The organism is Streptomyces griseoviridis (genome assembly GCF_005222485.1).
Lineage (GTDB): Bacteria > Actinomycetota > Actinomycetes > Streptomycetales > Streptomycetaceae > Streptomyces > Streptomyces hintoniae.
In genome coordinates this window covers 1,448,139-1,470,830 of record NZ_CP029078.1, presented here as the reverse complement: position 1 = coordinate 1,470,830, position 22,692 = coordinate 1,448,139, and the positions used below count along the sequence as shown (strand labels likewise).

24 protein-coding genes are annotated in these 22,692 nt (G+C 72.5%); 7 read left to right on the top strand and 17 right to left on the bottom strand.

From position 1 onward, the window contains the following. Positions 1–153 precede the first annotated feature (153 nt). The 3 genes from rocD to DDJ31_RS05525 form a co-directional block, all read right to left on the bottom strand. On the bottom strand, positions 154–1,380 hold the full coding sequence (rocD, locus tag DDJ31_RS05535) for an ornithine--oxo-acid transaminase (protein WP_127181407.1): 1,227 nt from the start codon (positions 1,378–1,380) through the stop codon (positions 154–156). Continuing rightward, positions 1,377–2,198 (bottom strand): dimethylargininase, encoded by an 822-nt coding sequence (gene ddaH, locus DDJ31_RS05530; RefSeq protein ID WP_127181408.1) that lies wholly within the window; start codon positions 2,196–2,198, stop codon positions 1,377–1,379. Before ddaH ends, rocD begins: the two co-directional genes overlap by 4 nt. A gap of 135 nt (positions 2,199–2,333) precedes the next feature. Further along, the gene (locus tag DDJ31_RS05525) at positions 2,334–2,825 is read right to left on the bottom strand and encodes an Lrp/AsnC family transcriptional regulator (RefSeq protein WP_127181409.1); all 492 of its coding nucleotides are present in this window, start codon (positions 2,823–2,825) and stop codon (positions 2,334–2,336) included. Positions 2,826–2,914: 89 nt separating this feature from the next. Between DDJ31_RS05525 and DDJ31_RS05520 the strand changes: the two genes are divergently transcribed. The 4 genes from DDJ31_RS05520 to DDJ31_RS05505 are packed head-to-tail and all read left to right on the top strand — an operon-like array spanning position 2,915 to position 6,946. Continuing rightward, complete coding sequence (locus DDJ31_RS05520) at positions 2,915–3,664, top strand: LytR/AlgR family response regulator transcription factor (RefSeq protein WP_127181410.1); 750 nt, start codon at positions 2,915–2,917, stop codon at positions 3,662–3,664. Beyond that, positions 3,664–4,023 carry a hypothetical protein gene (locus tag DDJ31_RS05515; protein WP_127181411.1) on the top strand — a complete coding sequence of 120 codons (360 nt, stop codon included), beginning with the start codon at positions 3,664–3,666 and terminating at the stop codon, positions 4,021–4,023. The genes DDJ31_RS05520 and DDJ31_RS05515 overlap by 1 nt, the downstream gene beginning before the upstream one ends. After that, positions 4,020–5,732 carry a sodium/solute symporter gene (locus tag DDJ31_RS05510; RefSeq protein ID WP_127181412.1) on the top strand — a complete coding sequence of 571 codons (1,713 nt, stop codon included), beginning with the start codon at positions 4,020–4,022 and terminating at the stop codon, positions 5,730–5,732. Before DDJ31_RS05515 ends, DDJ31_RS05510 begins: the two co-directional genes overlap by 4 nt. After that, on the top strand, positions 5,729–6,946 hold the full coding sequence (locus tag DDJ31_RS05505; protein WP_127181413.1) for a sensor histidine kinase: 1,218 nt from the start codon (positions 5,729–5,731) through the stop codon (positions 6,944–6,946). Before DDJ31_RS05510 ends, DDJ31_RS05505 begins: the two co-directional genes overlap by 4 nt. A 3-nt stretch (positions 6,947–6,949) precedes the next feature. Here the strand turns inward: DDJ31_RS05505 and DDJ31_RS05500 are convergent, their stop codons facing one another. The 5 genes from DDJ31_RS05500 to DDJ31_RS05480 all read right to left on the bottom strand — a co-directional run bounded on the left by DDJ31_RS05500 (position 6,950) and on the right by DDJ31_RS05480 (position 11,423). Next, on the bottom strand, positions 6,950–7,120 hold the full coding sequence (locus tag DDJ31_RS05500) for a hypothetical protein (protein WP_127181414.1): 171 nt from the start codon (positions 7,118–7,120) through the stop codon (positions 6,950–6,952). A gap of 59 nt (positions 7,121–7,179) precedes the next feature. Further along, positions 7,180–8,130: a cytochrome c oxidase assembly protein gene (locus tag DDJ31_RS05495; protein WP_127181415.1), complete on the bottom strand. Its 951-nt coding sequence runs from the start codon at positions 8,128–8,130 to the stop codon at positions 7,180–7,182. 104 nt (positions 8,131–8,234) lie between these two features. After that, complete coding sequence (locus tag DDJ31_RS05490) at positions 8,235–9,260, bottom strand: 6-phosphofructokinase (protein ID WP_127181416.1); 1,026 nt, start codon at positions 9,258–9,260, stop codon at positions 8,235–8,237. 175 nt (positions 9,261–9,435) lie between these two features. Then, positions 9,436–10,164, bottom strand: a complete 729-nt coding sequence (locus DDJ31_RS05485) for a type 1 glutamine amidotransferase (protein WP_127181417.1) — start codon at positions 10,162–10,164, stop codon at positions 9,436–9,438. 20 nt (positions 10,165–10,184) lie between these two features. Continuing rightward, on the bottom strand, positions 10,185–11,423 hold the full coding sequence (locus DDJ31_RS05480; protein ID WP_127181418.1) for a MurT ligase domain-containing protein: 1,239 nt from the start codon (positions 11,421–11,423) through the stop codon (positions 10,185–10,187). 149 nt (positions 11,424–11,572) lie between these two features. On the opposite strand from DDJ31_RS05480, the gene def reads away from it, so the two are divergent. Further along, positions 11,573–12,127 carry a peptide deformylase gene (def, locus tag DDJ31_RS05475; protein WP_171480773.1) on the top strand — a complete coding sequence of 185 codons (555 nt, stop codon included), beginning with the start codon at positions 11,573–11,575 and terminating at the stop codon, positions 12,125–12,127. Between the two features lie 94 nt (positions 12,128–12,221). On the opposite strand, the gene DDJ31_RS05470 is transcribed toward def, so the two are convergent. After that, the gene (locus DDJ31_RS05470) at positions 12,222–12,866 is read right to left on the bottom strand and encodes a TetR family transcriptional regulator (RefSeq protein ID WP_127181419.1); all 645 of its coding nucleotides are present in this window, start codon (positions 12,864–12,866) and stop codon (positions 12,222–12,224) included. 172 nt (positions 12,867–13,038) lie between these two features. On the opposite strand from DDJ31_RS05470, the gene DDJ31_RS05465 reads away from it, so the two are divergent. Then, positions 13,039–14,265 carry an acyl-CoA dehydrogenase family protein gene (locus DDJ31_RS05465; RefSeq protein ID WP_127181420.1) on the top strand — a complete coding sequence of 409 codons (1,227 nt, stop codon included), beginning with the start codon at positions 13,039–13,041 and terminating at the stop codon, positions 14,263–14,265. A 45-nt stretch (positions 14,266–14,310) separates the two neighbouring features. Here DDJ31_RS05465 and DDJ31_RS05460 read toward each other — a convergent pair whose 3' ends face one another. The 3 genes from DDJ31_RS05460 to DDJ31_RS05450 are packed head-to-tail and all read right to left on the bottom strand — an operon-like array spanning position 14,311 to position 17,123. Continuing rightward, positions 14,311–14,835, bottom strand: a complete 525-nt coding sequence (locus tag DDJ31_RS05460; protein WP_127181421.1) for a cupin domain-containing protein — start codon at positions 14,833–14,835, stop codon at positions 14,311–14,313. A gap of 7 nt (positions 14,836–14,842) precedes the next feature. Next, complete coding sequence (locus DDJ31_RS05455) at positions 14,843–16,060, bottom strand: cytochrome P450 (RefSeq protein WP_127181422.1); 1,218 nt, start codon at positions 16,058–16,060, stop codon at positions 14,843–14,845. A gap of 1 nt (position 16,061) precedes the next feature. Next, positions 16,062–17,123, bottom strand: a complete 1,062-nt coding sequence (locus DDJ31_RS05450) for a type III polyketide synthase (RefSeq protein WP_127181423.1) — start codon at positions 17,121–17,123, stop codon at positions 16,062–16,064. A gap of 186 nt (positions 17,124–17,309) precedes the next feature. Between DDJ31_RS05450 and DDJ31_RS05445 the strand changes: the two genes are divergently transcribed. Continuing rightward, positions 17,310–17,972, top strand: a complete 663-nt coding sequence (locus DDJ31_RS05445) for a transcriptional regulator (RefSeq protein WP_127181424.1) — start codon at positions 17,310–17,312, stop codon at positions 17,970–17,972. A 15-nt stretch (positions 17,973–17,987) separates the two neighbouring features. Here the strand turns inward: DDJ31_RS05445 and DDJ31_RS05440 are convergent, their stop codons facing one another. From DDJ31_RS05440 to DDJ31_RS05420, 5 genes are all read right to left on the bottom strand, one after another. Continuing rightward, positions 17,988–18,224, bottom strand: a complete 237-nt coding sequence (locus DDJ31_RS05440) for a DUF6213 family protein (protein ID WP_127181425.1) — start codon at positions 18,222–18,224, stop codon at positions 17,988–17,990. Between the two features lie 25 nt (positions 18,225–18,249). Continuing rightward, on the bottom strand, positions 18,250–19,635 hold the full coding sequence (locus DDJ31_RS05435) for an NADP-dependent succinic semialdehyde dehydrogenase (RefSeq protein WP_127181426.1): 1,386 nt from the start codon (positions 19,633–19,635) through the stop codon (positions 18,250–18,252). A 76-nt stretch (positions 19,636–19,711) separates the two neighbouring features. Further along, positions 19,712–20,182: an NUDIX domain-containing protein gene (locus tag DDJ31_RS05430; RefSeq protein WP_127181427.1), complete on the bottom strand. Its 471-nt coding sequence runs from the start codon at positions 20,180–20,182 to the stop codon at positions 19,712–19,714. Next, the gene (locus tag DDJ31_RS05425; RefSeq protein WP_127181428.1) at positions 20,179–21,717 is read right to left on the bottom strand and encodes an ATP-dependent DNA ligase; all 1,539 of its coding nucleotides are present in this window, start codon (positions 21,715–21,717) and stop codon (positions 20,179–20,181) included. Before DDJ31_RS05425 ends, DDJ31_RS05430 begins: the two co-directional genes overlap by 4 nt. A gap of 29 nt (positions 21,718–21,746) precedes the next feature. Beyond that, the gene (locus tag DDJ31_RS05420) at positions 21,747–22,679 is read right to left on the bottom strand and encodes an NAD(P)/FAD-dependent oxidoreductase (protein WP_127181429.1); all 933 of its coding nucleotides are present in this window, start codon (positions 22,677–22,679) and stop codon (positions 21,747–21,749) included. Between the last annotated feature and the right edge of the window lie 13 nt (positions 22,680–22,692).

Here is a 22,692-nt window from a genome sequence, read left to right as displayed (position 1 = left end):
GGAGATGAGCGCAGACGGGACGGGTCCGGCGGTGCGGACCCGTCCCGTCCGCCCTCGGTGCCGCTCGGGCGCCCTGGCCGAACGCCCTGGTCGAACGCCCCGGTCAGGCGCCGTACTCGGACGCCCCGCTCAGGACACCTCCCGCGGGCCCCTTCACACGCTCCGCTCCAGCACCCTCCCCAGGGTGGCCAGGGCGTTCAGCAGCTCGTCCTCCGTGATGGTCAGCGGCGGCGCCAGCCGGATCGTCGAGCCGTGGGTGTCCTTGACGAGGACGCCCTCGCCCATCAGCCGGGCGCTGACCTCGCGCCCGGTGCCGAGGGCCGGGTCGACGTCGACGCCCGCCCACAGGCCGCGCGAGCGGAAGCCGACGACGCCCTTGCCGACCAGGCCCGTCAGACCGTCCCGCAGGACCGCGCCCAGCTCGGCCGCCCGGCGCTGGAACTCGCCCGTCTCCAGCAGGTCGACCACCGCCGTGCCGACCGCCGCGGCCAGCGGGTTGCCGCCGAACGTGGAACCGTGCTCGCCGGGACCCAGCACCCCGAGCACGTCCCGGTTCGCGACCACCGCCGAGACCGGCACGATCCCGCCGCCCAGCGCCTTGCCGAGCAGCAGCACATCGGGGACGACCGACTCGTGGTCCACCGCGAGAGTGCGCCCGGTGCGGCCGAGGCCCGACTGGATCTCGTCCGCGACGAAGAGGCAGCCGGTGCGCCGGGTCAGCTCCCGCACCCCGGTGAGGTAGCCCTCGTCCGGGATGATCACCCCGGCCTCGCCCTGGATCGGCTCGATCAGCACCGCCGCCGTGGTCTCGTCGACGGCGGCCTCCAGCGCCGCGAGGTCGTTGTACGGCACGATCCGGAACCCCGGCGCGAACGGCCCGAACCCGGCCCGCGCCGTCTCGTCCGTGGAGAACCCGACGATCGTCGTCGTCCGGCCGTGGAAGTTCTCCGCCGCGACCACGATCGTCGCCCGGTCGGCCGGGACGCCCTTCACGTCGTACGCCCACTTGCGGGCCACCTTGATGCCGCTCTCCACGGCCTCGGCGCCGGTGTTCATGGGCAGCACCATGTCGAGGCCGACAAGCCCCGCGAGCCGCTCCGCGAACTCCGCGAGCCGGTCGTTGTGGAAGGCCCGCGAGGTGAGCGTCAGCCGGTCGAGCTGCTCGTGCGCGGCCGCGATCAGCGCCGGGTGACGGTGGCCGAAGTTCAGGGCCGAGTAGCCCGCCAGCAGGTCGAGGTAGCGGCGCCCCTCGACGTCCTCGACCCAGACGCCCTCCGCGCGGGAGACCACCACGGGCAGCGGGTGGTAGTTGTGCGCGAGGACCGGCTCCTCCGCGCGGATCAGGTCCTCGGAGGAGCGGGTGCGGACGGGAGCGGTCATGAGCGGATCTCCTGGGTGCAGCACTTGATGCCGCCGCCTGCCTTGCGGAACTCCGAAAGGTCGACGGGGACGGGGACATAACCGTGCTCGGACAGCCGGGTGGCGAGCGCCTCGGCCTGCGGCGCGATGAAGACGTGCCGCCCGTCGGACACGGAGTTCAGACCGAACGCCGTCGCGTCCTCGCGGGTGGCGAGCACCGCGTCCGGGTACAGCCGCGCCAGCACCTCGCGGCTGCCCGCGGAGAACGCCTCGGGGAAGTACGCGATGTTGTTGCCGGGGCCGTCGTCCAGCACGAACAGCGCGGTGTCCAGGTGGTAGAAGTGCGGATCGACCAGCGTCAGGCTGACGACCGGGTGACCGAAGAACTCCTGCACCTCGCGGTGCGCCTCACGGGTGGTGCGGAAACCCGTGCCGGCCAGCAGGTAGCGGCCGGTCCACACGAGGTCGCCCTCGCCCTCGCACACGTACTCCGGGCGGTGGACGTCGAAGCCCGCCGTCTTGAACCACAGGTCGTAGTGGGTGGACTCCGGGCGCCGCTCCGGCGCGTGGAAGAGGGAGCCGAAGACCCGGCCGTCGAGGACGACCGCGGAGTTCGCCGCGAAGACCATGTCGGGCAGCCCCGGAGCCGGCTCCAGGGTGTCCACGTCATGGCCGTGCGTGCGGTAGGCGTGGATCAGCGACTGCCACTGCTCCCGCGCGAGATCGACGTCGACGGGGGTGTCGGGATGCATCCAGGGGTTGATCGCGTACTGCACGGCGAAGTGTCTGGGTTCGCAGACCAGGAAGCGCCGTCGGCGCGGCACACGGGTGTCGGTCACAGAAGGGTCCCTCCGCTTTCCTACGAAGGCCGACCAGTGTCGACTGGGGTTGACACCACGGTAGAAAATGACCGAGACGCCCGACAAGTGACGAAGATTGCGTGTCCCCGCAGGAACGCTGCGTCTTTGCCCGCTTCAGCGCACGTCTGGTGCGGGCTGGCTGGCCCCCGCCTCGGGGCTCTCCGGCAGCAGATGGGACAGCACCATCACACTGATCGTCTTCCGGATGAACGGCTCGGTACGGATGCGTTCGAGGACCGCCTCGAAGTGGTCCACGTCCCGCGCCCGCACATGCAGCAGCGCGTCCGCGCCCCCCGTCACCGTCATCGCCGCGGTGATCTCCGGATGGTTGCGCACCACCTCCGCGAGCCGCCGGGGCGGTGCCGCGCCCTCGCAGTACACCTCGACGTACGCCTCGGTGCGCCAGCCGAGCGCCTCCGGCGTCACCGTCGCCGTGAACCCCGTGATCACCCCGGTCTCCCGCATCCGGTCCACCCGCCGCTTCACGGCCGTCGCCGACAGCCCGACCGCGGAGCCGATCTCGGCGAAACTGGTCCGCGCGTTCGCCATCAACGCGGTGACGATCTTCCGATCGAGGTCGTCGAACGGGGCCGGCCTGCTGTTCATGGGGGCACTGTATGCGCCACAGCACCGGCCACGAACGACCACGCCGCCCACATGTCCAGCCGTCCGAATTCCACCTAGACTCCGGGTTCATGCTGCGCGCCCTCGCCGTCGACGACGAACGTCCCTCCCTGGAGGAGCTGCTGTATCTGCTGCACGCGGATCCGCGCATCGGCAGCGCGGAGGGCGCGGGCGATGCCACCGAGGCGCTGCGCCGCATCAACCGCGCCCTGGAGTCGGGGCCCGGCGGCCCCGAGGCGATCGACGTCGTCTTCCTCGACATCCAGATGCCCGGCCTCGACGGCCTCGACCTGGCCCGCCTGCTGACCGGGTTCGCCCAGCCGCCGCTCGTCGTGTTCGTCACCGCCCACGAGGACTTCGCCGTCCAGGCCTTCGACCTCAAGGCCGTCGACTACGTCCTCAAACCGGTCCGCAAGGAACGGCTCGCGGAGGCCGTCAGACGCGCGGCGCTCCTCGCCGGCAGCGCCCCGCGCATCCCCGTCCACGAACCCGACCCGGACCATCTGCCGGTCGAACTCTGCGGTGTGACACGGTTCGTGGCCGTCGACGACATCACCCACGTGGAGGCGCGCGGCGACTACGCGCGGCTGCACACCGACAAGGGCAGCCACCTGGTCCGCATCCCGCTCTCCACCCTGGAGGAACGCTGGCGCTCCCGCGGCTTCGTCCGCATCCACCGCCGCCACCTGGTCGCCCTGCGGCACATCGGTGAACTCCGCCTGGACGCGGGCACGGTGAGCGTCCTCGTCGGCGGCGAGGAGCTCCAGGTCAGCCGCAGGCACACGCGGGAACTGCGGGACCTGCTGATGAGGAGGCCCTAGTGCCGCAGGAGTCGGCCGAACCCCGGGTCGTCGTCATCGGGGCACCCCGCCGCACCCGCAGGGCCCCGGCCTACTACCGGCCGCGCACCGAGATCGACGAGCAGACCGCCCTCGGCCACACCTACGTCCGCTCCCTGATGCGCAGTCAACTCCGCGCTGCCCTTGCCGTGTTCGCGGTCCTCGTGCTGCTGGTCGGCCCGCTGCCGCTGCTGTTCGCCGCGATGCCCGACGCGCACCGCCTCGAATGGCTGGTCCTCGGCTTCTGCCTCTACGCCCCGCTGGTCCTGCTCGCCCTCTGGTACGTGCGGCGCGCGGAACGCAACGAACGGGACTTCGTACGCCTCGTAGAGGACCGATGAACTCCGGCTTCGCCGTGCCCGCCGTCGCCCTGGTGGTCGTCGCCACCGTCCTGGTCGGCGCCTTCGGGCTGCGCATCTCCCGCACCACCTCCGACTTCTACGTCGCCTCCCGCACCGTCGGCCCGCGCCTCAACGCCGCCGCGATCAGCGGCGAGTACCTCTCCGCCGCCTCCTTCCTCGGCATCGCGGGGCTCGTCCTCGTGCAGGGCCCCGACATGCTCTGGTACCCCGTCGGCTACACCGCCGGCTACCTCGTCCTGCTGCTGTTCGTCGCCGCCCCGCTGCGCCGCTCCGGCGCCTACACGCTCCCCGACTTCGCCGAGGCGCGGCTCGCCTCGCAGGCCGTGCGGCGCCTGGCCGGCGCCTTCGTGGTGGGCGTCGGCTGGCTCTATCTGATGCCCCAACTCCAGGGCGCGGGACTGACGTTGACGGTCCTGACCGACGCGCCCGACTGGCTCGGCGGAGTGATCGTCGCGTGCGTGGTGGTGGCGACCGTCGCGGCCGGCGGCATGCGCAGCATCACCTTCGTCCAGGCGTTCCAGTACTGGCTGAAGCTCACCGCGCTGCTGGTCCCCGCCCTCTTCCTGGTCCTCGCCTGGCAGGGCGACGGCGCCCCGCACCGCGTCTTCGCCGAACCCGCCGCCTTCCGCGAACAGCGTGTGGTGACCGTCGCGACCGCCCTCGACCTGCGCCTCGACCGGCCGCTCACCGTCACCGTCACCGGCACCGTCGACGGCCGCGCCCACCGGGGCGACGACGTCCTGCTCGGCTCCGGCACCCACCGGGTCGGCGGCGGCACCCGGCTCACGTTCGCCGCGGGCGACCCCGTCCCCGCCGCCGACCGCGGCAGCAACGGCGGCATGTCGACGTCCCTCACCGCGAGCCGCGAGGAGCGGCCCCTGTACGCCACCTACGGCCTGATCCTCGCCACCTTCCTCGGCACCATGGGCCTGCCCCACGTCGTCGTGCGCTTCTACACCAGCCCGCACGGCGTCGCCGCCCGCCGCACCACGGTGACCGTTCTCGGCCTGATCGGCGTCTTCTATCTGCTGCCGCCCGTCTACGGGGCGCTCGGCCGCCTCTACGCCCCCGAGCTGACCCTCAGCGGCTCCGCCGACGCGGCCGTCCTGCTGCTGCCCGACCGGATGATCGGCGGGCTCGGCGGCGACCTGCTCGGAGCCCTGGTGGCGGGCGGCGCGTTCGCCGCGTTCCTGTCGACGGCGTCCGGACTCACCATGGCCGTCGCCGGGGTCCTCACCCAGGACGTGCTGCCCGCGCGCGGGGTACGGCACTTCCGGCTCGGCACGGTGCTCGCCATGGCCGTACCCCTGGCGGCCGGCGCCCTGGTGGGCGGGTTGCCGGTGGCGGACGCGGTGGGGCTCGCCTTCGCCGTGTCCGCGTCGTCGTTCTGCCCGCTGCTGGTCCTCGGCATCTGGTGGCGGCGGCTGACCCCGCCGGGCGCGGCGGCCGGGATGCTGGTCGGCGGCGGCTCCGCGTTCCTCGCCGTGACCGCGACCATGGCGGGACTGCCCGGCACCGGCCGGCTGCACGCCCTGCTCGCCTGGCCCGCCCTCTGGTCGGTACCGCTCGGCTTCCTCACCATGATCCTGGTGTCCCTGGCCACCCCGGGCCGGGTCCCGGCGGGCACCGCCGCAATCCTGGCCCGCTTCCATCTGCCGGAGGAACTGTGGGCGGAGACCACACCATGAGCGGCTTCCTCGCCGGACTCTGTGTCGCCGTGCTGCCGCTGCTCGCCGCCGGGTTCTGGCTCGGCCGCCGCACCGCGGGGCCGCAGAGCCTCGGCGACCTCGGGACACCCGTCGAGCACGCCACCTTCCAGACCCTGCACACCGCGTCCCTGGCCGCGCCCCCGCTGCGGGCCGGGCTGACCGAGGAGACCGCGGGCCGGTCCGCCAAGCGGCTGCGGTCCCTGCTCGGCACGGACGCCCTCTGCCTCACCGACCGCACCCGGGTCCTGGTCTGGGACGGCGTCGGCGCCCACCACAGGGCCGAGATCCTGGAGCGGCTGGCCGCCGCCCGCGAGACCGGCCGCGGCGACGCCTTCGCGCTGAGCTGCGACACCCCCGACTGCCCGGCACGCTGGGCGGTGCTCGCCCCGCTGACCGTCGACGACCGGGTGCACGGCGCGCTGGTGGCCTGCGCCCCCCGGGAGTCCGCGGTCCTGGTGCGGGCGGCGGGCGAGGTCGCCCGCTGGGTCTCCGTGCAGCTGGAACTGGCCGACCTCGACCAGTCCCGCACCCGGCTCATCGAGGCCGAGATCAGGGCGCTGCGGGCCCAGATCTCCCCGCACTTCATCTTCAACTCGCTCGCGGTGATCGCCTCGTTCGTCCGCACCGACCCCGAACGCGCCCGCGAACTGCTCCTGGAGTTCGCCGACTTCACCCGCTACTCGTTCCGCAGGCACGGCGACTTCACCACCCTCGCCGACGAACTCCACGCCATCGACCACTACTTGGCGCTGGTGCGGGCCCGTTTCGGCGACCGCCTCTCCGTCACCCTCCAGATCGCCCCCGAGGTGCTGCCGGTCGCCCTGCCCTTCCTCTGCCTCCAGCCGTTGGTGGAGAACGCCGTCAAACACGGCCTGGAGGGCAAGGGCGCCTCCGCGGGCGGCCGAAGCCGCATCAGCATCACCGCGCGGGACACCGGCGCCGAGGCACTCGTCGTCATCGAGGACGACGGCGTCGGCATGGACCCGGCGCTGCTGCGCCGCATCCTGTCGGGCGAGGTCGGCCCGTCCGGCGGGATCGGTCTGTCCAACGTGGACGACCGGCTGCGCCAGGTGTACGGGGACGAGTACGGGCTCGTCATCGAGACCGCCGTCGGAGCGGGCATGAAGATCACCGCCCGGCTGCCGAAGTACCAGCCGGGCGTCCACACCGCGGGACGGGTGACCAAGGAGTGAGAATCAGTTGCCGCGCAGGGCGATCATGCCGAGCGTGATCAGCCCCAGCACGACCCAGCCGAACCAGAGCCAGCCGTTGCTGCCGAGGGCCACCGTGTAGGCCGTCACCGCGACCAGACCGCCCACGGTGAACACCCCCATGGTCTTCGTGGAACTGTCCGAGGAACCGGGCATCGCGACACCCTTCTGAAGGAATCGTCCTCCTCCATGGTGCCCCGAACCGCCGCCGGCCGTCAGCGCCCGCGGGTGTTCAGCGACGCGAGGTAGGCGTTGTAGGCCTGAAGCTCCTGGTCACCGTCCCGGTCGGCGGCCCGGTCGGACCGCTTGGCCTGCCGCTGGTCGGAGCGGTACCACTGGAACAGCAGCGCGATCAGCACCAGCACCGACGGGATCTCGCTGAACGCCCACGCGATGCCGCCCGCCGCGGTCTGGTCGGAGAGCGGGTCGACCCCGAGCGAGCCCGGCGGGTGCAGGAACGTGCTGACCATCGGCGTCGACGCCATCATCAGCGCGATGCCGAAGAACGCGTGGAACGGCATCCCCGCGAACAGCTCCAGCATCCGCATCAGATAGCCGGGCCGGTTGGGGCCCGGGTCCACACCGATGATCGGCCAGAAGAACACCACACCGACCGCGAGGAAGTGCACCATCATCGCGAGGTGCCCGGCCCTCGACCCCATCAGGAAGTCGAAGAGCGGCGTGAAGTACAGCCCGTAGAGGCTCGCGATGAAGAGCGGGATGGTGAACGCGGGATGCGTCACGATCCGCAGGTAGCGGCTGTGCAGCAGCATCAGCAGCACCTCGCGCGGCCCCTTGCGGCCCCGGCCCGCCGTGGGCAGCGCGCGCAGGGCCAGGGTGACCGGGGCGCCCAGCAGGATCAGGATCGGCGACAGCATGCTGATGACCATGTGCTGCACCATGTGCACGCTGAACATGACCATGCCGTAGTCGTTGAGCCGGGTGCACATCATCAGCACGACGGTCAGCACGCCGACGACGTACGAGACGGTCCGCCCGACGGGCCACGCGTCGCCGCGCCGCCGCAGCCGCACTACGCCCCACCCGTACAGGCCGAGCCCCACCAGACAGGCCACCAGGAAGAACGGGTCGGCGGACCAGCCGAGCCCCCGTGCCAGCGTGAACGGCGGCAGATCCATCGTCATGCCGTGCCCGCTGTGATCCATCCGAGGGCTCCTGTTTCGTGGGGCTTGTGCGTTCTGTCCCCGCTAGGTTATGGCGCCCCCGCCCCACGCCTGCGACCGGGGTCGGCCGCGGGCGTCCAGGACGTCTACAGCACGCACTCCGCTTCCTCGTACCGCTCCGCGGGAACCGTCTTCAGCGTCTCGACCGCCTCGGCGAGCGACACCATCACGATGTCCGTGCCCCGCAGCGCCGTCATCTTGCCGAACTCGCCGCGGTGCACCGCCTCCACCGCGTGCCACCCGAACCGGGTGGCGAGGACCCGGTCGTACGCCGTCGGCGTGCCGCCGCGCTGCACATGCCCGAGGATCACCGGACGCGCCTCCTTGCCGAGCCGCGCCTCCAGTTCGAGCGACAGCTGCCGGGCGATCCCGGCGAACCGCTCGTGCCCGTAGACGTCCTTGACGCCCTCGTCGAACTCCATGCTCCCGGCCCGCGGCTTCGCGCCCTCCGCGGCGACGACGATCGCGAACCGCTTGCCCGCCTCGAACCGCTCGCCGACCTTGCGGGCCAGCTCCTCGATGTCGAAGGGCCGCTCCGGCACGACGATGGCGTGGGCGCCCGCCGCCATCCCGGAGTGCAGCGCTATCCAGCCGGTGTGCCGTCCCATCACCTCGACGACCAGCACCCGCTGGTGGGACTCGGCGGTGGTCTTCAGCCGGTCGAGGGCCTCGGTCGCGACCCCGACCGCGGTGTCGAACCCGAAGGTGACGTCCGTGACGGCGATGTCGTTGTCGATGGTCTTCGGGACGCCCACGATCGGCAGCCCGCCGTCCGACATCAGCCGGGCCGCCTTCAGCGTGCCCTCGCCGCCGATCGGGATGATCGCGTCGAGACCCAGCTCCTGCACATGCCCCCTGGCCCGCTCCACGCCGTCCCGCAGATGCGAGGGCTGGACCCGGGAGGAGCCGAGGATGGTGCCGCCGCGGGCCAGGATGCCGCTCACGGCGTCGAGGTCGAGCTTGAGGTAGTCGCACTCCAGCAGACCGCGCCAGCCGTCCCTGAACCCGATGACCTCGTCGCCGTGGTCGACGACGGCGCGGTGCACGACGGACCGGATGACGGCGTTCAGGCCGGGGCAGTCGCCGCCGGACGTGAGGACACCAATGCGCATTGCCCGAAATACCTTCCCGACGTGGGACCGGGTACCGGACGTGATGTCGCGGTCGTCCGGCTGGATCGCGGCCACCCTACCGGCGCGAGGGGGGTCCGCCCCACCGGGCGTCCGCCTGCTGGACGAGCCCGCACATGTGAGCGGACAGGCCGTCAGGCGGGCCCCGGCCCGTTCCCTACGCGGGCTGCTGCGCGGAGGCGATGCGCTCGTTGCGCAGCGCCTCGTACCAGCGGTCGTCGGTCGGCGGCAGCGCGTTGACGTCGAGCGCCAGCTTCAGCAGCAGATCCGCGATGAGCGGGTTGCGGGCCAGCACCGGGCCGTGCATGTACGTGCCGAAGACGGTGTCGTTGTAGGCGCCCTCGGTGCCGTCCCCGGTGCCGTTGCCGTTGCCCAGGCGGACCCGGGCGAGCGGGCGGGCGGTGGGGCCGAGGTGGGTGACGCCCTGGTGGTTCTCGAAGCCGGTCAGCGGGGGCAGCCCGAGGCGCGGGTCGACGTCCCCGAGGACGTCGCCGACGCACCGCGCGCCCTCGCCGCGCACCGACACCACGTCGAGCAGGCCGAGGCCGGGCTCGCGCTGGCCGAGGTCGTTGATGAACTCGTGGCCGAGGATCTGGTAGCCGGCGCAGACCGAGAAGACGATCGCGCCGTTCTCCACGGCCCGGTGCAGACCGCCGTCCCGGCGCAGCCGCTCGGCCGCCAGCCGCTGCGGCCGGTCCTCGCCGCCGCCGATCAGGTAGATGTCGCCCGAGGTGGGGATGGGCTGGTCGCTGCGCACGTCGACGCGGGCCACGTCGAGACCGCGCTGCCGGGCCCGCCGCTCCACGACGAGCACATTGCCCTGGTCGCCGTAGGTGCTGAGCAGGTCCGGGTAGATCCAGACGATCCGCAGGCTGTTGTCGCTCATGGGGTGGACGTCCTTCGTGGTCAGTTGCCGACGCGGCGGCGCAGGTCCTGGAACGCGGTGTAGTTGGCGATGACCTCGATCCGGCCCGGCGGGCACAGCTGGACCGCCTGGTCGATGTCGTCGCAGACCTGGAAGTGCTGGTTGGCCACTTCGAGCCGGACCGCGAGGTCCAGCTTGCGGTCACCGATCACGCAGATCGGGTGGCCGGTCAGCCGCGTGTAGTCGACGTCCCAGAGCCAGGAGGTGTCGGTGCCGTCGGCGCCGCGCGCGTTCACCGAGAGGATCACCGGGGTGGGCGGCGGGTCGATCAGGGAGAACGTCTCCAGCCAGCCGGCCGGGTTCTTCGCGAGCAGCAGCCGCAGGTCGCGCTCCTTGAACTGCACGACGTCGTAGCGGCCGGCCACGGCCTGCACCTGGTACATCCGCTCCAGGGCGACCTGCGGCGGCACCCCGAAGACGGCGGCGACGGCGGCCGAGGAGGTGGCGTTCGCCTTGTTGGCGCGGCCGGGCAGCTGGAGGTGGATCGGCCAGGCCGAGCCGTGCGGGTCGAGGACGTGGTCACCGGAGAGCGACCAGCTCGGGGTGGGCCTGCGGAAGCCGCAGTCGCCGCAGAACCAGTCGTCGCCCGGACGCTGCATGACACCGCCGCAGGACGGGCAGGACCAGGCGTCGTCCTTCCACATCTGGCCGGCCGCGACCCAGATCACGTTGGGGGAGGACGACGCGGCCCACACCACCAGCGGGTCGTCGGCGTTCGCCACGACGACGGCCTTCGAACCGGCCAGGCCCTCGCGCCAGTTCTCCGCAAGCATCCGGGTCTCGGCGGCGCGGTCGAGCTGGTCGCGGGAGAGGTTGAGCAGCGCGATGCACTTGGGGTCGGTGTCCCGGGCGACACCGGCGAGGTACTTCTCGTCGACCTCGATGACGCCGTAGCGGGCGTCCGAGTTCCCGGCGAGCGCCGAGGTGATGCCGGCCGGCATGTTCGCGCCGAGCGCGTTGGAGACGACCGGGCCCGCCGCGCGCAGCGCCTCCGCGATCAGCCGGGTGGTGGTGGTCTTGCCGTTGGTCGCCGAGACGAGCACGACGTCCAGGCTCTGCGCGAGCCGTGCCAGGAGATCGGGGTCGAGCCGGAGGGCCACCTTGCCGCCGATCACCGAACCGCTGCCGCGCCCCGCGGCGCGCGACGCCGCCGCGACCGCCTTGCCCGCGGTCACGGCCAGCTTGGCCCGCGGCGTGAGCGGGTCCGAGTTGCCTGACATCAGTCCTCGATCCTCCTTGCGTACGCGCCGCGCCTCTGCCTGACGGCAACGTGGTGTGGACATCAGCCTATCGAGATCTGTTCATACTCCAGAATCCCGGCCCAGGCTGCGCGGCAGGTGTGGGTCGAGAGGACCGTACCCTTGCCGGTATGCGACACGGTCCCATCCCGGGCGCCCACGGGCGCGTCCGGCCCCTCACCCTGCTCGGAGACCCCTTGCTGCGCACCCCCTGCGCGGAGGTCACCGACTTCGGTCCCGAACTCGCGGAGCTGGTGGAGGACTTGTTCGCCACGATGTACGCGGCCAGGGGGGTGGGTCTCGCCGCGAACCAGATCGGCGCGTCGCCGCGGGTCTTCGTCTTCGACTGCCCGGACGACGAGGAGGTGCGCCATCTCGGGCATGTGGTGAACCCCCGTCTGGTGACGGCCGACGGAGTGGTGGTGCGGGGGCCCGAGGGGTGCCTGTCGCTGCCGGGCCTCGAAGCGGGCACGGAACGCCACGACCACGCGGTGGTCGAGGGGTTCACGGTGACGGGGGAGCCGGTCACGATCCACGGCACCGGGTTCTTCGCGCGCTGCCTCCAGCACGAGTGCGAGCACCTGGCCGGCGGGGTGTACGCGGACCGGCTCACGGGATGGCGCCGGCGCCGGCACGCCCGCCAGGTGGCGCGGGCGGCGTGGAGCCGGGGGCGAGCGGGCGGCTGACGGCCGGGTGAGCCGGTGCCTCCTGGGGGCGAGCGGGCGGCTGACGGTCAGGTGGAGGTCGGTCGCGCCGTTCCCCGCGCCCCTCGTGGCCTCGTCAGAAGCCAGGACCGCCCACCCGGTCCCCGGCGGCGGCCAGCCGGCCCCACAGCAGGTCCGCAAGGCTCCGTACCAGGTCCGTGCGGGAGCAGGGGCGTTCGCCCAGCCACCAGTCGCCCGCCGCGTGCATCATGCCGACGATGCCGTGCCCCCACACCCGCGCGAGCCGCTGGGTCTCCGGGCCGAGGTCGAGCCGTTCCTCGATGACCTGGGCCAGTTCCTCGCCCATCCGCCGCAGCAGCGGCACGCTGTGCTGGCCGACGTCGAACCCCTGGTCGGAACTCTGGGTGCCCTCGGCCGGATGCATGAGGAACCGGTAGACCTGGGGACGGGCCTCGATGGCCGCGAGGTAGGTGTCGAGGGTGGCCTCGACCCGCTCCCGCCGGTCGGCCGGCGCGTCGAGCGCCGCCCGCAGCGAGGCGAGCAGGGCGTCGGTGTGCCGCTGGGCGAGAGCGGCGTAGAGTCCGCTCTTGTCGCCGAAGTGGCGGTACAGGATCGGCTTGGTGATGCCGGCCTCCGCCGCGATGGCGTTCATGGAGGCCTGCGGTCCGTCGCGGAGCACCACTCTGTCGGCGGCCTCCAGCAGTTCGCGCCGACGGCGGTCGGCGGACCTCTGCTGGTCGGTCCGCTGCGTGGTGTCCATGATCTCTCCCCACCCGTGCTTGTTCGGTGACGCTTGCGCAAACTAGCACTCAACACCCTGTTCGCATCGAACGGGCTGCCGAGCCGTCATCGGGAGTTGACTTTTCCTACCCACGGGTAACAGACTCGGGTTACCGCTAGTAACATGTACGTGCGCTGCCGCTGGAGGGGACATGGCCGAGTTCACCATGGAGCTCAACGACGAACAGAAGGAGGTCAGGGACTGGCTGCACGGCTTCGCGGCCGACGTCATCCGCCCCGCGGCCGCCGAATGGGACGAGCGTGAGGAGACCCCCTGGCCGGTCATCCAGGAGGCCGCCAAGGTAGGCATCTACTCCCTCGACTTCTACGCCCAGCAGTACTTCGACCCCACCGGCCTCGGCATCCCGATGGCCATGGAGGAGCTGTTCTGGGGCGACGCGGGCATCGCCCTGTCGATCGTCGGCACCGGCCTCGCCGCCGTCGGCGTCCTCGCCAACGGCACCGAGGAACAGATCGGCACCTGGATCCCCCAGATGTACGGCGACCAGAACGACGTCAAGGTCGCCGCCTTCTGCTCCTCCGAGCCCGACGCCGGCTCCGACGTCGCCTCGCTGCGCACCCGCGCCGTCTACGACCAGGCCAAGGACGAGTGGGTGCTCAACGGCACCAAGACCTGGGCCACCAACGGCGGCATCGCCAACGTCCACGTCGTGGTGGCCGTCGTCGACCCGGAGCTCGGCTCCAAGGGCCACGCCTCCTTCATCGTGCCGCCCGGCACCCCCGGACTCTCCCAGGGCCAGAAGTTCAAGAAGCACGGCATCCGCGCCTCGCACACCGCCGAGGTCGTCCTCGAGGACGTGCGGGTGCCCGGCTCCTGCCTCCTCGGGGGCAAGGAGCGGCTGGACGAGCGGCTCGCCCGCGCCCGGGAGCGCGCCAGGTCGGGCGGCGAGCGGGTGAAGAACGCGGCGATGGCCACCTTCGAGGCGTCCCGTCCGGCCGTCGGCGCGATGGCCGTCGGCACCGCGCGCGCCGCCTACGAGGTCGCCCTCGACTACGCCAAGACCCGCGAGCAGTTCGGGCGCCCCATCATCGACAACCAGGGCGTCGCCTTCCAGCTCGCCGACATGCGCACCTCCGTCGACGCGGCCAGGCTCCTGGTGTGGCGGGCGTCCTGGATGGCGATCAACGGCAAGCCGTTCACGGCGGCCGAGGGGTCGATGTCCAAGCTGTTCGCCAGCGAGACCGCGAAGAAGGTCACCGGGCAGGCGATCCAGATCCTCGGCGGCAACGGATACACCCGTGAGTACCCGGTGGAGCGGATGCACCGCGACGCCGCGATCTACACCATCTTCGAGGGGACCAGCGAGATCCAGCGGCTGGTCATCGCCCGGACGCTCTCCGGGATGAACATCCGCTAGCGCGGGGCGGGTCGGTCCACGCGGGACGGCCCGCCCCCGCTCCCTTCAGGGCGCGTGCCGCAACGGCGTCAGCTGCTCGATGTCGTAGCGCGCCCGCAGGGCCTCGATCGCCTCGTGGTCGGGCGGGCCGCCGCCGCGCAGGATCTCCAGCAGCTCCTCGAAGTAGCGCTCGTGGTCCGGCGGCGGCGACGCCTGGAAGAACATCTTCGCCGGGGTGTCCGTCGGATTGGCGAACGCGTGCGGACAGCCCGGCGGGACGACGATGACCGTGCCGGGCGTCGCCCGCACCACCCGGGTGCCCGAACCCGACTCCCAGCGCTGCCAGTTGTCCGGGGTCCGCACCAGCGGCTCGAAGGCGAGCACGTCCAGCTCGCCCTCCAGCACATAGAACAACTCCTCGCTGCGGGCGTGCACATGGGCGCCGACGTCGAACCCCGGCGGTACCTCCACCTCGAAGGCGGAGGCCGTCCGGGAGTGCGCGCCGGTCACCTTGAACGTCACCCGCTGGGCCGGGGTCTGGACCACCCTGCCGTGCCCCGGCGGCACCAGCAGCCCCTCGGTCGCGGTCACCGCCCGCTCACCACGTCACCGGCAGGGCCTCGGGTCCCCGGATCAACGCGCCCTTGCGGAACGGCACTTCGTGCGCGGGCACGGCGAGCCGCAGCCCCGGGACGCGTTCCAGGAGCACGTCGACGAGCAGCTCCGACTCCAGCCTGGCCAGCATGCCGCCGGGGCAGTAGTGCGGTCCGAAGCCGAACGACACGTGCGGGTTGGGGTCGCGCGCGAAGTCGATCGTCTCCGGGTCGGGGAAGACCTCGGGGTCTCGGTTGGCCGCCAGGTACGACACATAGATCGGGTCGCCCTCGCGGATCGTCACGCCCCTGATCTCCACGTCCTCCAGGGCGATGCGGGACAGCCCGACCGCGTTGCGGTGCGGGACGAACCGCAGCAGTTCGTCGATGGCCCTCGGCCTGATCCCCGGTTCGGCGCGCAGCCGTTCGACCAGATCGGGCCGGGTGAGCAGCAGGTAGAACATCTGGCCGCTGTTGTTGGTGACCGCCTCGCCGCCGATCTGGAGCAGCACCGCGAGGCCCACCGCCTCGTCGAGGGTCACCTCCTCGCGCCCGACGGCCGCGCCGAGCAGCGAGGTGACGTCCTCGCCCGTGGCGCCCTCCCGCAGCCCGATCAGATCGGCGAAGTAGGCGCCCATCTCGCGTTTGGCCCGCTCGCTGACGTCGGCGCCGTGCGAGGACGACAGGATCAGCTGCGTCCAGACGTGCATGGAGTGCCGGTCGGCGGCCGGCACCCCCATCAGCTCGCAGATCACCGCGATCGGGAACGGGCTGAGGACGGTCGCCGTCAGGTCGGCGGGCGGGCCGTCCTGGAGGAGTTCGTCGACCAGTTCGTCGAGCAGCGCCCGGGATCTCTCCCTGACCCGCTCCACGCCGCGCGCCGTGAACGCGGCGGCGACCGTGCGGCGCAGCCGGGTGTGGTCGGGCGGGTCGAGGAAGCCGACCGCGCCCCGCTGCGGGATGAAGTGCGGGGCGAGCCGGGTGACGGGCCGGTCCATGACGGCCTCGCGGCTGAAGCGCGGGTCGTTGGCCACCGTCCTGACGTCGTCGTAGCGGGTGACCAGCCAGGCCCAGCCCTCGCCGTTGGGGAGCTGGACGCGGGTGACGGGACCCTCGCGCATCAGCTCGGTGAGGACCGGGTCGAAGTCGACGCCGGTCAGATCGAGGGCCGGCCAGGGCCGGACCGGGGGCAGGGTGGTGTCGGTGATCGTCTCTTCGGTCATGTCACGTCGTTTCGTCGTCCGTGCGCCAGCGGCCCAGGGCCATCTCGGCGGTGATACCGGGTCCGAACCCGGCGAGCAGCCCGCGCGCCCGGTGCTGGACGCCGCCCTCGTCGAACAGCCTGCGCAGCGCGTCCAGGACGACGGCGCTGGCGATGTTGCCGTACTCGGTGAGCGTGGCCCGGCTGAAGCGGAAGGCGTGCGGGTCGACCTTCAGGAACTTGCTCAGGTCGTCGAGGATGCGGGGCCCGCCCGCGTGGACTATGTAGAAGTCCAGGTCGGCGGCGTCCCAGCCGTGCAGCGCCGCCAGGTCCTGGAGGGCGGGGGCGAGCGGCTCCATGGTGGCGGGCACCCGCTTGTCCAGCAGGAAGTGGAAGCCGGTGGCCCGCACGTCGTAGGCGATCCAGTCCTCGGTCTTGGGGATCAGGTAGGAGCCGTTGCGCTCCAGGTCGATGCCCTCGCCGCCGCGCCCGCGCACCACGGCCGCCGCGACACCGTCGCCGAAGAGGCCGTTGGAGAGCAGCGAGCCGATGTTGAGGTCGGTGGGCTGGTAGCACAGCGAGCAGAACTCGCAGGCCACGATGAGCGCGTTCGCCTCCGGGTAGGCGGTGCAGAAGTCGTGGGCCCGGTTGATCGCCGCGCCGCCCGCCGCGCAGCCGAGCTGGGCGATGGGCAGCTGCCGGGTGGTGCTGTCGAAGTCCATCTCGTTGATCAGCCAGGCCGTCAGCGAGGGCATCATGAAGCCCGTGCACGAGACGTAGATGATCACGTCGATGTCGCCGGTGAGCAGCTCGGCGTCGTCGAGCGCCCGTTGGATGACGGACGGCACCCGGGCCTTCGCCTCGGCCTGGTAGAGCTTGTTGCGCTGCTCGAAGCCGGGGTGTCTCAGGGTCTCCTCGATCGGCTGCACGATGTGCCGGGTGCGTACTCCGGTGTTCGCGATCAGCCGGAGGGCCAGCGGGAGCTGGGGATGGTCGGCGTGCCGGGAGCGCGCCAGCTCCAGCGTCTGTTCCATCGTGATCACGTGCTCCGGGACGGACACCGAGGGTCTGCACAAAGTCGCCATGAACCATGCCTGCTTTCGCCTTCCGGAGGGCCTGCGCCCGCCGGTCAGAAGGTGGCTCACCTCAGAAGGTGGTGGATTCCACGATCACCCGCCGGGGCGACGATCTCGCGCCGGACTACTCCGTCTCGGGGACGCCGTGCCAGGGTCGAAGGGGGAGGCCCCTCATCCGGAACGACGGAGGACGCGATGGCGCACACCGCCGCGGAACTGCTGGACACGACCGTCGCCGAGCTGGCGCCCGATCCCGGGGCCAACCGCCTGGTGCCGCTCATCGCCCGGGGCGCGGCGGGCCCCGCCGTGCTCCAGGCGTTGGCCCTGGAACAGCGGTGGGTGATCGACGCGGATCGGCGCGCCTTCCTCCATCTGGAGCAACGCGCCGCGGAGGAACCGGAGGCGGCCGCCTACTTCCGTCTGCTGGCCGGCGGCGAGGAGCTGGCCCGGGGGCACCTGGCGGCCTTCGCGGCGGCCTGCGGCGTCGACGAGGCCCGGTCCAGGGCCCACCGCCCGAGGCCGGGCTGCCAGGCCTACCCGGCGTACGTGTCCTGGCTGGCCCTGAACGCGTCACCGACCGACGCGGTGCTGGCGATCACCGTGAACTTCTCCGCGTGGGGCGGCTACTGCGCGACCATCGGCGCCGCCCTGCGCACCCACTACGGCTTCACCGCCGAGGCGTGCGCGTTCTTCGACTTCTTCGCCCGCCCGGCCCCCGACCTCGACGAGAGCGCCACGGCGGCGGTCGGCGCGGGGCTGGCGACGGGCCGCCTCGACACCCACCTGGCGCACACCTACGGCGGCCTGCTCCAGAGCTACGAGGCGCTGTTCTGGGACACCCTGCTCCAGACGGCGTGATCCGGACGGCAGCCGTCAGGACGTGCCGCCGCTGCTGTGGGCGATGCACGCCACGTCGATGCGGTCGGCGAGCTTGGCGAGCTCGATGGTCAGCGCGGCCACCGTGTCCTCGTCGAGCCCGCCCTCCCCGGCCTCCACCAGATGCAGCCACCTGGCACCCACCGTGCGCAGCAGCTTGCTCACGTCGGCGGCAGTCACCTGCAAGGTCCCGCGGTCGTCGACGATCAGGGGGAGAGTCACTTCGCGGTTCACAGACGGGATGGTATCCGCGCCGCGCTCACGCACCGTGCCAAACGGTGGTGATGTTGCAGAACTCGCGGATTCCCTGCCCGGCCAGTTCGCGTCCGTACCCGGACCGCTTGACCCCGCCGAACGGGAACGCCGGATGGGAGGCGGTCATCCCGTTGACGAAGACCCCGCCCGCCTCCAGGTCCCGCACGAACCGCTCCACCTCGGCCTCCTGACGCGTCCACACGTTGGAACTCAGCCCGAACGGCGAGTCGTTGGCGATCAGGACGGCCTCGTCCAGGTCACCGGCGCGGTACAGGGTGGCGACGGGCCCGAAGGCCTCCTCGCGGTGGATGCGCATCTCCCGGGTGATGCCGGCCAGCACGGTCGGCGGGTACCACCAGCCGGGCCTGTCCGGCCGTTCGCCGCCGCACAGCACGTCGGCGCCGCCGCGCCTGGCGTCGTCGACCAGCTCCTCCAGATCGGCCCGCCCCTGCTCGCTGGCGAGCGGTCCGACGTCCGTGCCCTCCGCCATCGGGTCACCGACGGTGAGCGCCGCCATGCCCGCCACGAACCGCTCGACGAACGCGTCGTAGACGTCGGCGTGGACGATGAACCGCTTGGCGGCGATGCACGACTGGCCGTTGTTCTGCACCCGCGCGGTGACGGCGGTCTCGGCGGCCCGGTCGAGGTCGGCCGAGGGCATCACCACGAACGGGTCGCTGCCGCCCAGCTCGAGCACCGTCTTCTTGATCATCTCGCCGGCGGTGGCGGCGACCGCGCGTCCCGCCGGCTCGCTGCCGGTCAGGGTGGCCGCCTTGACCCGGTCGTCGCGCAGGATCGCGTCGATCGCGCCCGACCCGACCAGCAGGGTCTGGAAGCAGCCCTCGGGGAAGCCCGCGCGGCGCAGCAGGTCCTCCAGCCAGAGGGCGGTGCGCGGCACGTTCGAGGCGTGTTTGAGCAGGCCCACGTTGCCGGCCATCAGGGCGGGCGCGGCGAACCGCATCACCTGCCAGAGCGGGAAGTTCCACGGCATCACCGCGAGCACAGGGCCGAGCGGCCGGCAGCGGACCAGGGCGCGGCTGCCGCCCGAGTCCTTCACGTCCCGTTCGGCGGGCACCTCGTCGGCGAGCAGCGACTCGGCGTGCTCGGCGTACCAGCGCATCGCCTTCGCGCACTTGGCGGCCTCCGCGCGGGCCTGCGCGAGCGGTTTGCCCATCTCGGTCGTCATCGTGCGGGCGACGTCCTCGCGGTCCTCGTCGAGGAGGTCGGCGGCCCGGTTCAGCAGCCGGGCGCGGTCGGCGAACGACGTGGTCCGGTAGGTGCGGAAGGTGGCTTCGGCGAGCTGGAGCCTGCGTTCCAGCTCCTGCTCGTCGAGCGCCTCGAACGTGGTGAGCGTCTCGCCGGTCGCCGGGTTCACCGTCGCGATGGCCATGGCCGTCCTCCTGGAGCGTGGCTGTTCACTCGACCCTCCCGCGCGCCACCGGGGGCCGCAACGCGTGCGGGTCCGCTCAGGGCGAGTGCTCCGCCAGCCGGTCGAGAAACGTCGCCTGCGCGGTGACGATCACCTCGCGGGCCCGGTCGGGCGTGAACCAGGCCACCCGGTCAAGCTCGGGGAAGTCCTGGAGCCGCCCGGACTTCGGCGGCCACTCCATCCGGAACGTACCGGGGACGACCGCCGCCGGGTCGAGGTCGGCCTCCACCGCCCAGGCCGTGACGGTCTTGCCGCCGCGCTGGACGACCTCGCCCAGCGGCAGCGCCGGACCGTCGGGCGGCGCGAGCCCCAGCTCCTCGCGGAACTCCCGGCGGGCCGCGTCCCACGCCGACTCCTCGCCCGGCTCGTACTCGCCCTTGGGCACGGTCCACGCGCCCGCGTCCCGCCGGGCGAAGAACGGGCCGCCCATGTGCCCGAGCAGCACTTCGAGGCCGTCGTCGCCGGTGCGCCGCAGCAGCAGGAGGCCGGCGCTGTGCCGCCCGGTCACGGCAGGACCCCCGGGTGGGCGGCGAGCAGCGTACCGACCGTGTCGGCGTCCTCGGGCCGCTTGTCCTCGCGGTAGCGGACCAGCCGCGCGAAGCGCAGCGTGACACCCGCCGGGTAGCGGGTGGAGCGCTGGAGGCCGTCGTAGGCGATCTCGACGACGAGTTCGGGGCGGACCCGCACCACGTGCCCGTCGTCCCGCACGGCAAGCTCCTGGAGGCGCTCGGTCTGCCAGGCGAGCGTCGCGTCCGTCATGCCCTTGAAGGTCTTGCCGAGCATCACGAACGAGCCGTCGTCCGCGCGGGCGCCGAGGTGCAGGTTGGAGAGCCGTCCGGTGCGCCGGCCGTGGCCCCACTCGGCGGCCAGCACCACCAGGTCGAGGGTGTGCACGGGCTTGACCTTCAGCCAGGACGCGCCCCTGCGGCCCGCGCTGTAGGGCGCGTCGAGCCCCTTCACCACGACGCCCTCGTGGCCGCGCGCCAGGCTGTCGGCGAGGAACCGTTCGGCGTCCGGCACGTCCTGGGGCCCGGTGGCCGCCAGCCGCCGTACCCGCATCTCGCCGGGCACCAGCCGGGCCAGCTCCGTGTGGCGCTCGGCGAACGGCAGATCCAGCAGGTCGCGGCCGTCGACGGACAGGACGTCGAAGAAGACGGGGGAGACGGGCACCGCGCCGGCCGCCGCCGGCACGTCCACGCGGGAGCCGACCCGCCCCGCGGTCTCCTGGAAGGAGCGGGGCCGCCCGGCCGCGTCGAACGAGATCACCTCGCCGTCGAGGATGAACCGCTCGCCCGCCAACTCCCGTGCCGCCGCCGTCACTTCGGGGAGCCGGTCGGTGATGTCGTCGAGGGTGCGGGTGTAGACGCGGACCGTGTCGCCGTCCCGGTGCACCTGGACCCGGATGCCGTCGAGCTTCTCCTCCACCGCGCACCCCCCGAGCCTGCCGACGGCCTCGGCGACCGAGGACGCGCTCTGCGCGAGCATCGGCTGCACCGGCCGGCCGACGGTGAGCCGGAACCGTTCGAGGGCGGGCGGGCCGTCCGCGAGCAGCGCCCGCGCCACCGCCTGGAGCGAGCCCGCCAGCATCACCGCCCGCCGCACCTCGGCGGCGGGCGCCCCGGTGGCCTGGGCCAGCCCCTCCACCGCGACGGCGTCCAGGGCGCCCTGGCGCACCTCACCGGTGAGCAGGCCGAGCAGGAACCGCTGTTCGCCGGCGGTCGCCGCGCCCATCAACTCCTCGACCAGCCGCGCCCGTTCGGCCTGCGACCCGGCGCCCGAGACCTGGCCGAGCGCGGTCAGCCGCGCGTCGGTGCCGCGCACCGTCAGGGTGGGCTCAGGTGCGGGCGGGACGGGTCTGCCGAGCACCTTCCAGCCGATGCCGAGGCGGCCCTGCGGCAGCCTGCCCGCGAGGTACGGGATGACGATCGGCACGTCGTCCGCGTCGGCGTCCCTGAACAGCTCGGCGAGCAGCGCGGTCTTGCGGGACCGCGCCGACGTGGCGGCGACCTCCTGGGACACCTGGGCCAGCCGGGAGAGCAGCATGCAGCCATGGTGCAACGAAGGCGCCGGGTCTACACCCCGGCGGCGGCGTCGATGTCGGCGAAGAGGAGTTCGCCGTTGATCGCGGCGCCCGCCCGGTAGCCGCGGCTCGCCGCGTTGATCAGCTGCTCGGCGAAGCCGCCCGCGTTGCCCACCGCCCACAGCCCCGGCACGGTCGTCAGACCTCGCTCGTCGATCACCGGGTAGGCGCCGAACGGGGTCTCGCGCAGCTCGGCGCCCAGCTTGGCGAGCAGCTCGCCCCGCGGCACCGGGCGCGGGGCGGCGAACAGCACCGACCGCTCGTGGACGGTGCCGTCGGCGAGCCGTACGCCGGTCAGCCGGTCGTCGGTGACCTCGAGACCGGCGACCTCGCCCGGCACCACGTCGATGCCGGCGGCGGCGAGCCTGCGCAGGTCGACGTCGGTGAACTCGGCCTCGGCGACCTGGTGCGGGAAGAACACCACGTCCTTCGACCACTGCGACACCATCAGCGCCTGGTGCACGCCGAGCGGGCCGGTGGCGAGCACCCCGAAGGGCTGGTCGCGCACCTCCCAGCCGTGGCAGTACGGGCAGTGCAGCACATCCCGGCCGAACCGCTCCGCGAGCCCCGGGACCCGCGGCAGCTCGTCCTTGAGCCCGGTCGCGACCACCAGCGCCCGCCCCCGCACCGTCCGCCCGCCGGCCAGCGTCACGGCGAAGCCCGGTCCGTCCCGCTCCGCGTCCACCGCGCGGTCGCGGACCAGCTCGACCCCGTACCGGGCGATCTCCTCGCGGCCGACGGCCAGGAACTCGTCCGGCGCCATGCCGTCCCTGGACAGATAGCCGTGCAGATGGGCGGCGGGCGCGTTGCGCGGCTCGCCCGCGTCGACGACCAGGGTCCTGCGCCTGGCCCGGCCGAGGACCAGCCCGGCCGAGAGCCCGGCCGTCCCGCCGCCGACCACGATCACTTCGTACTGCTCGGTCATGGTGACCACCTCC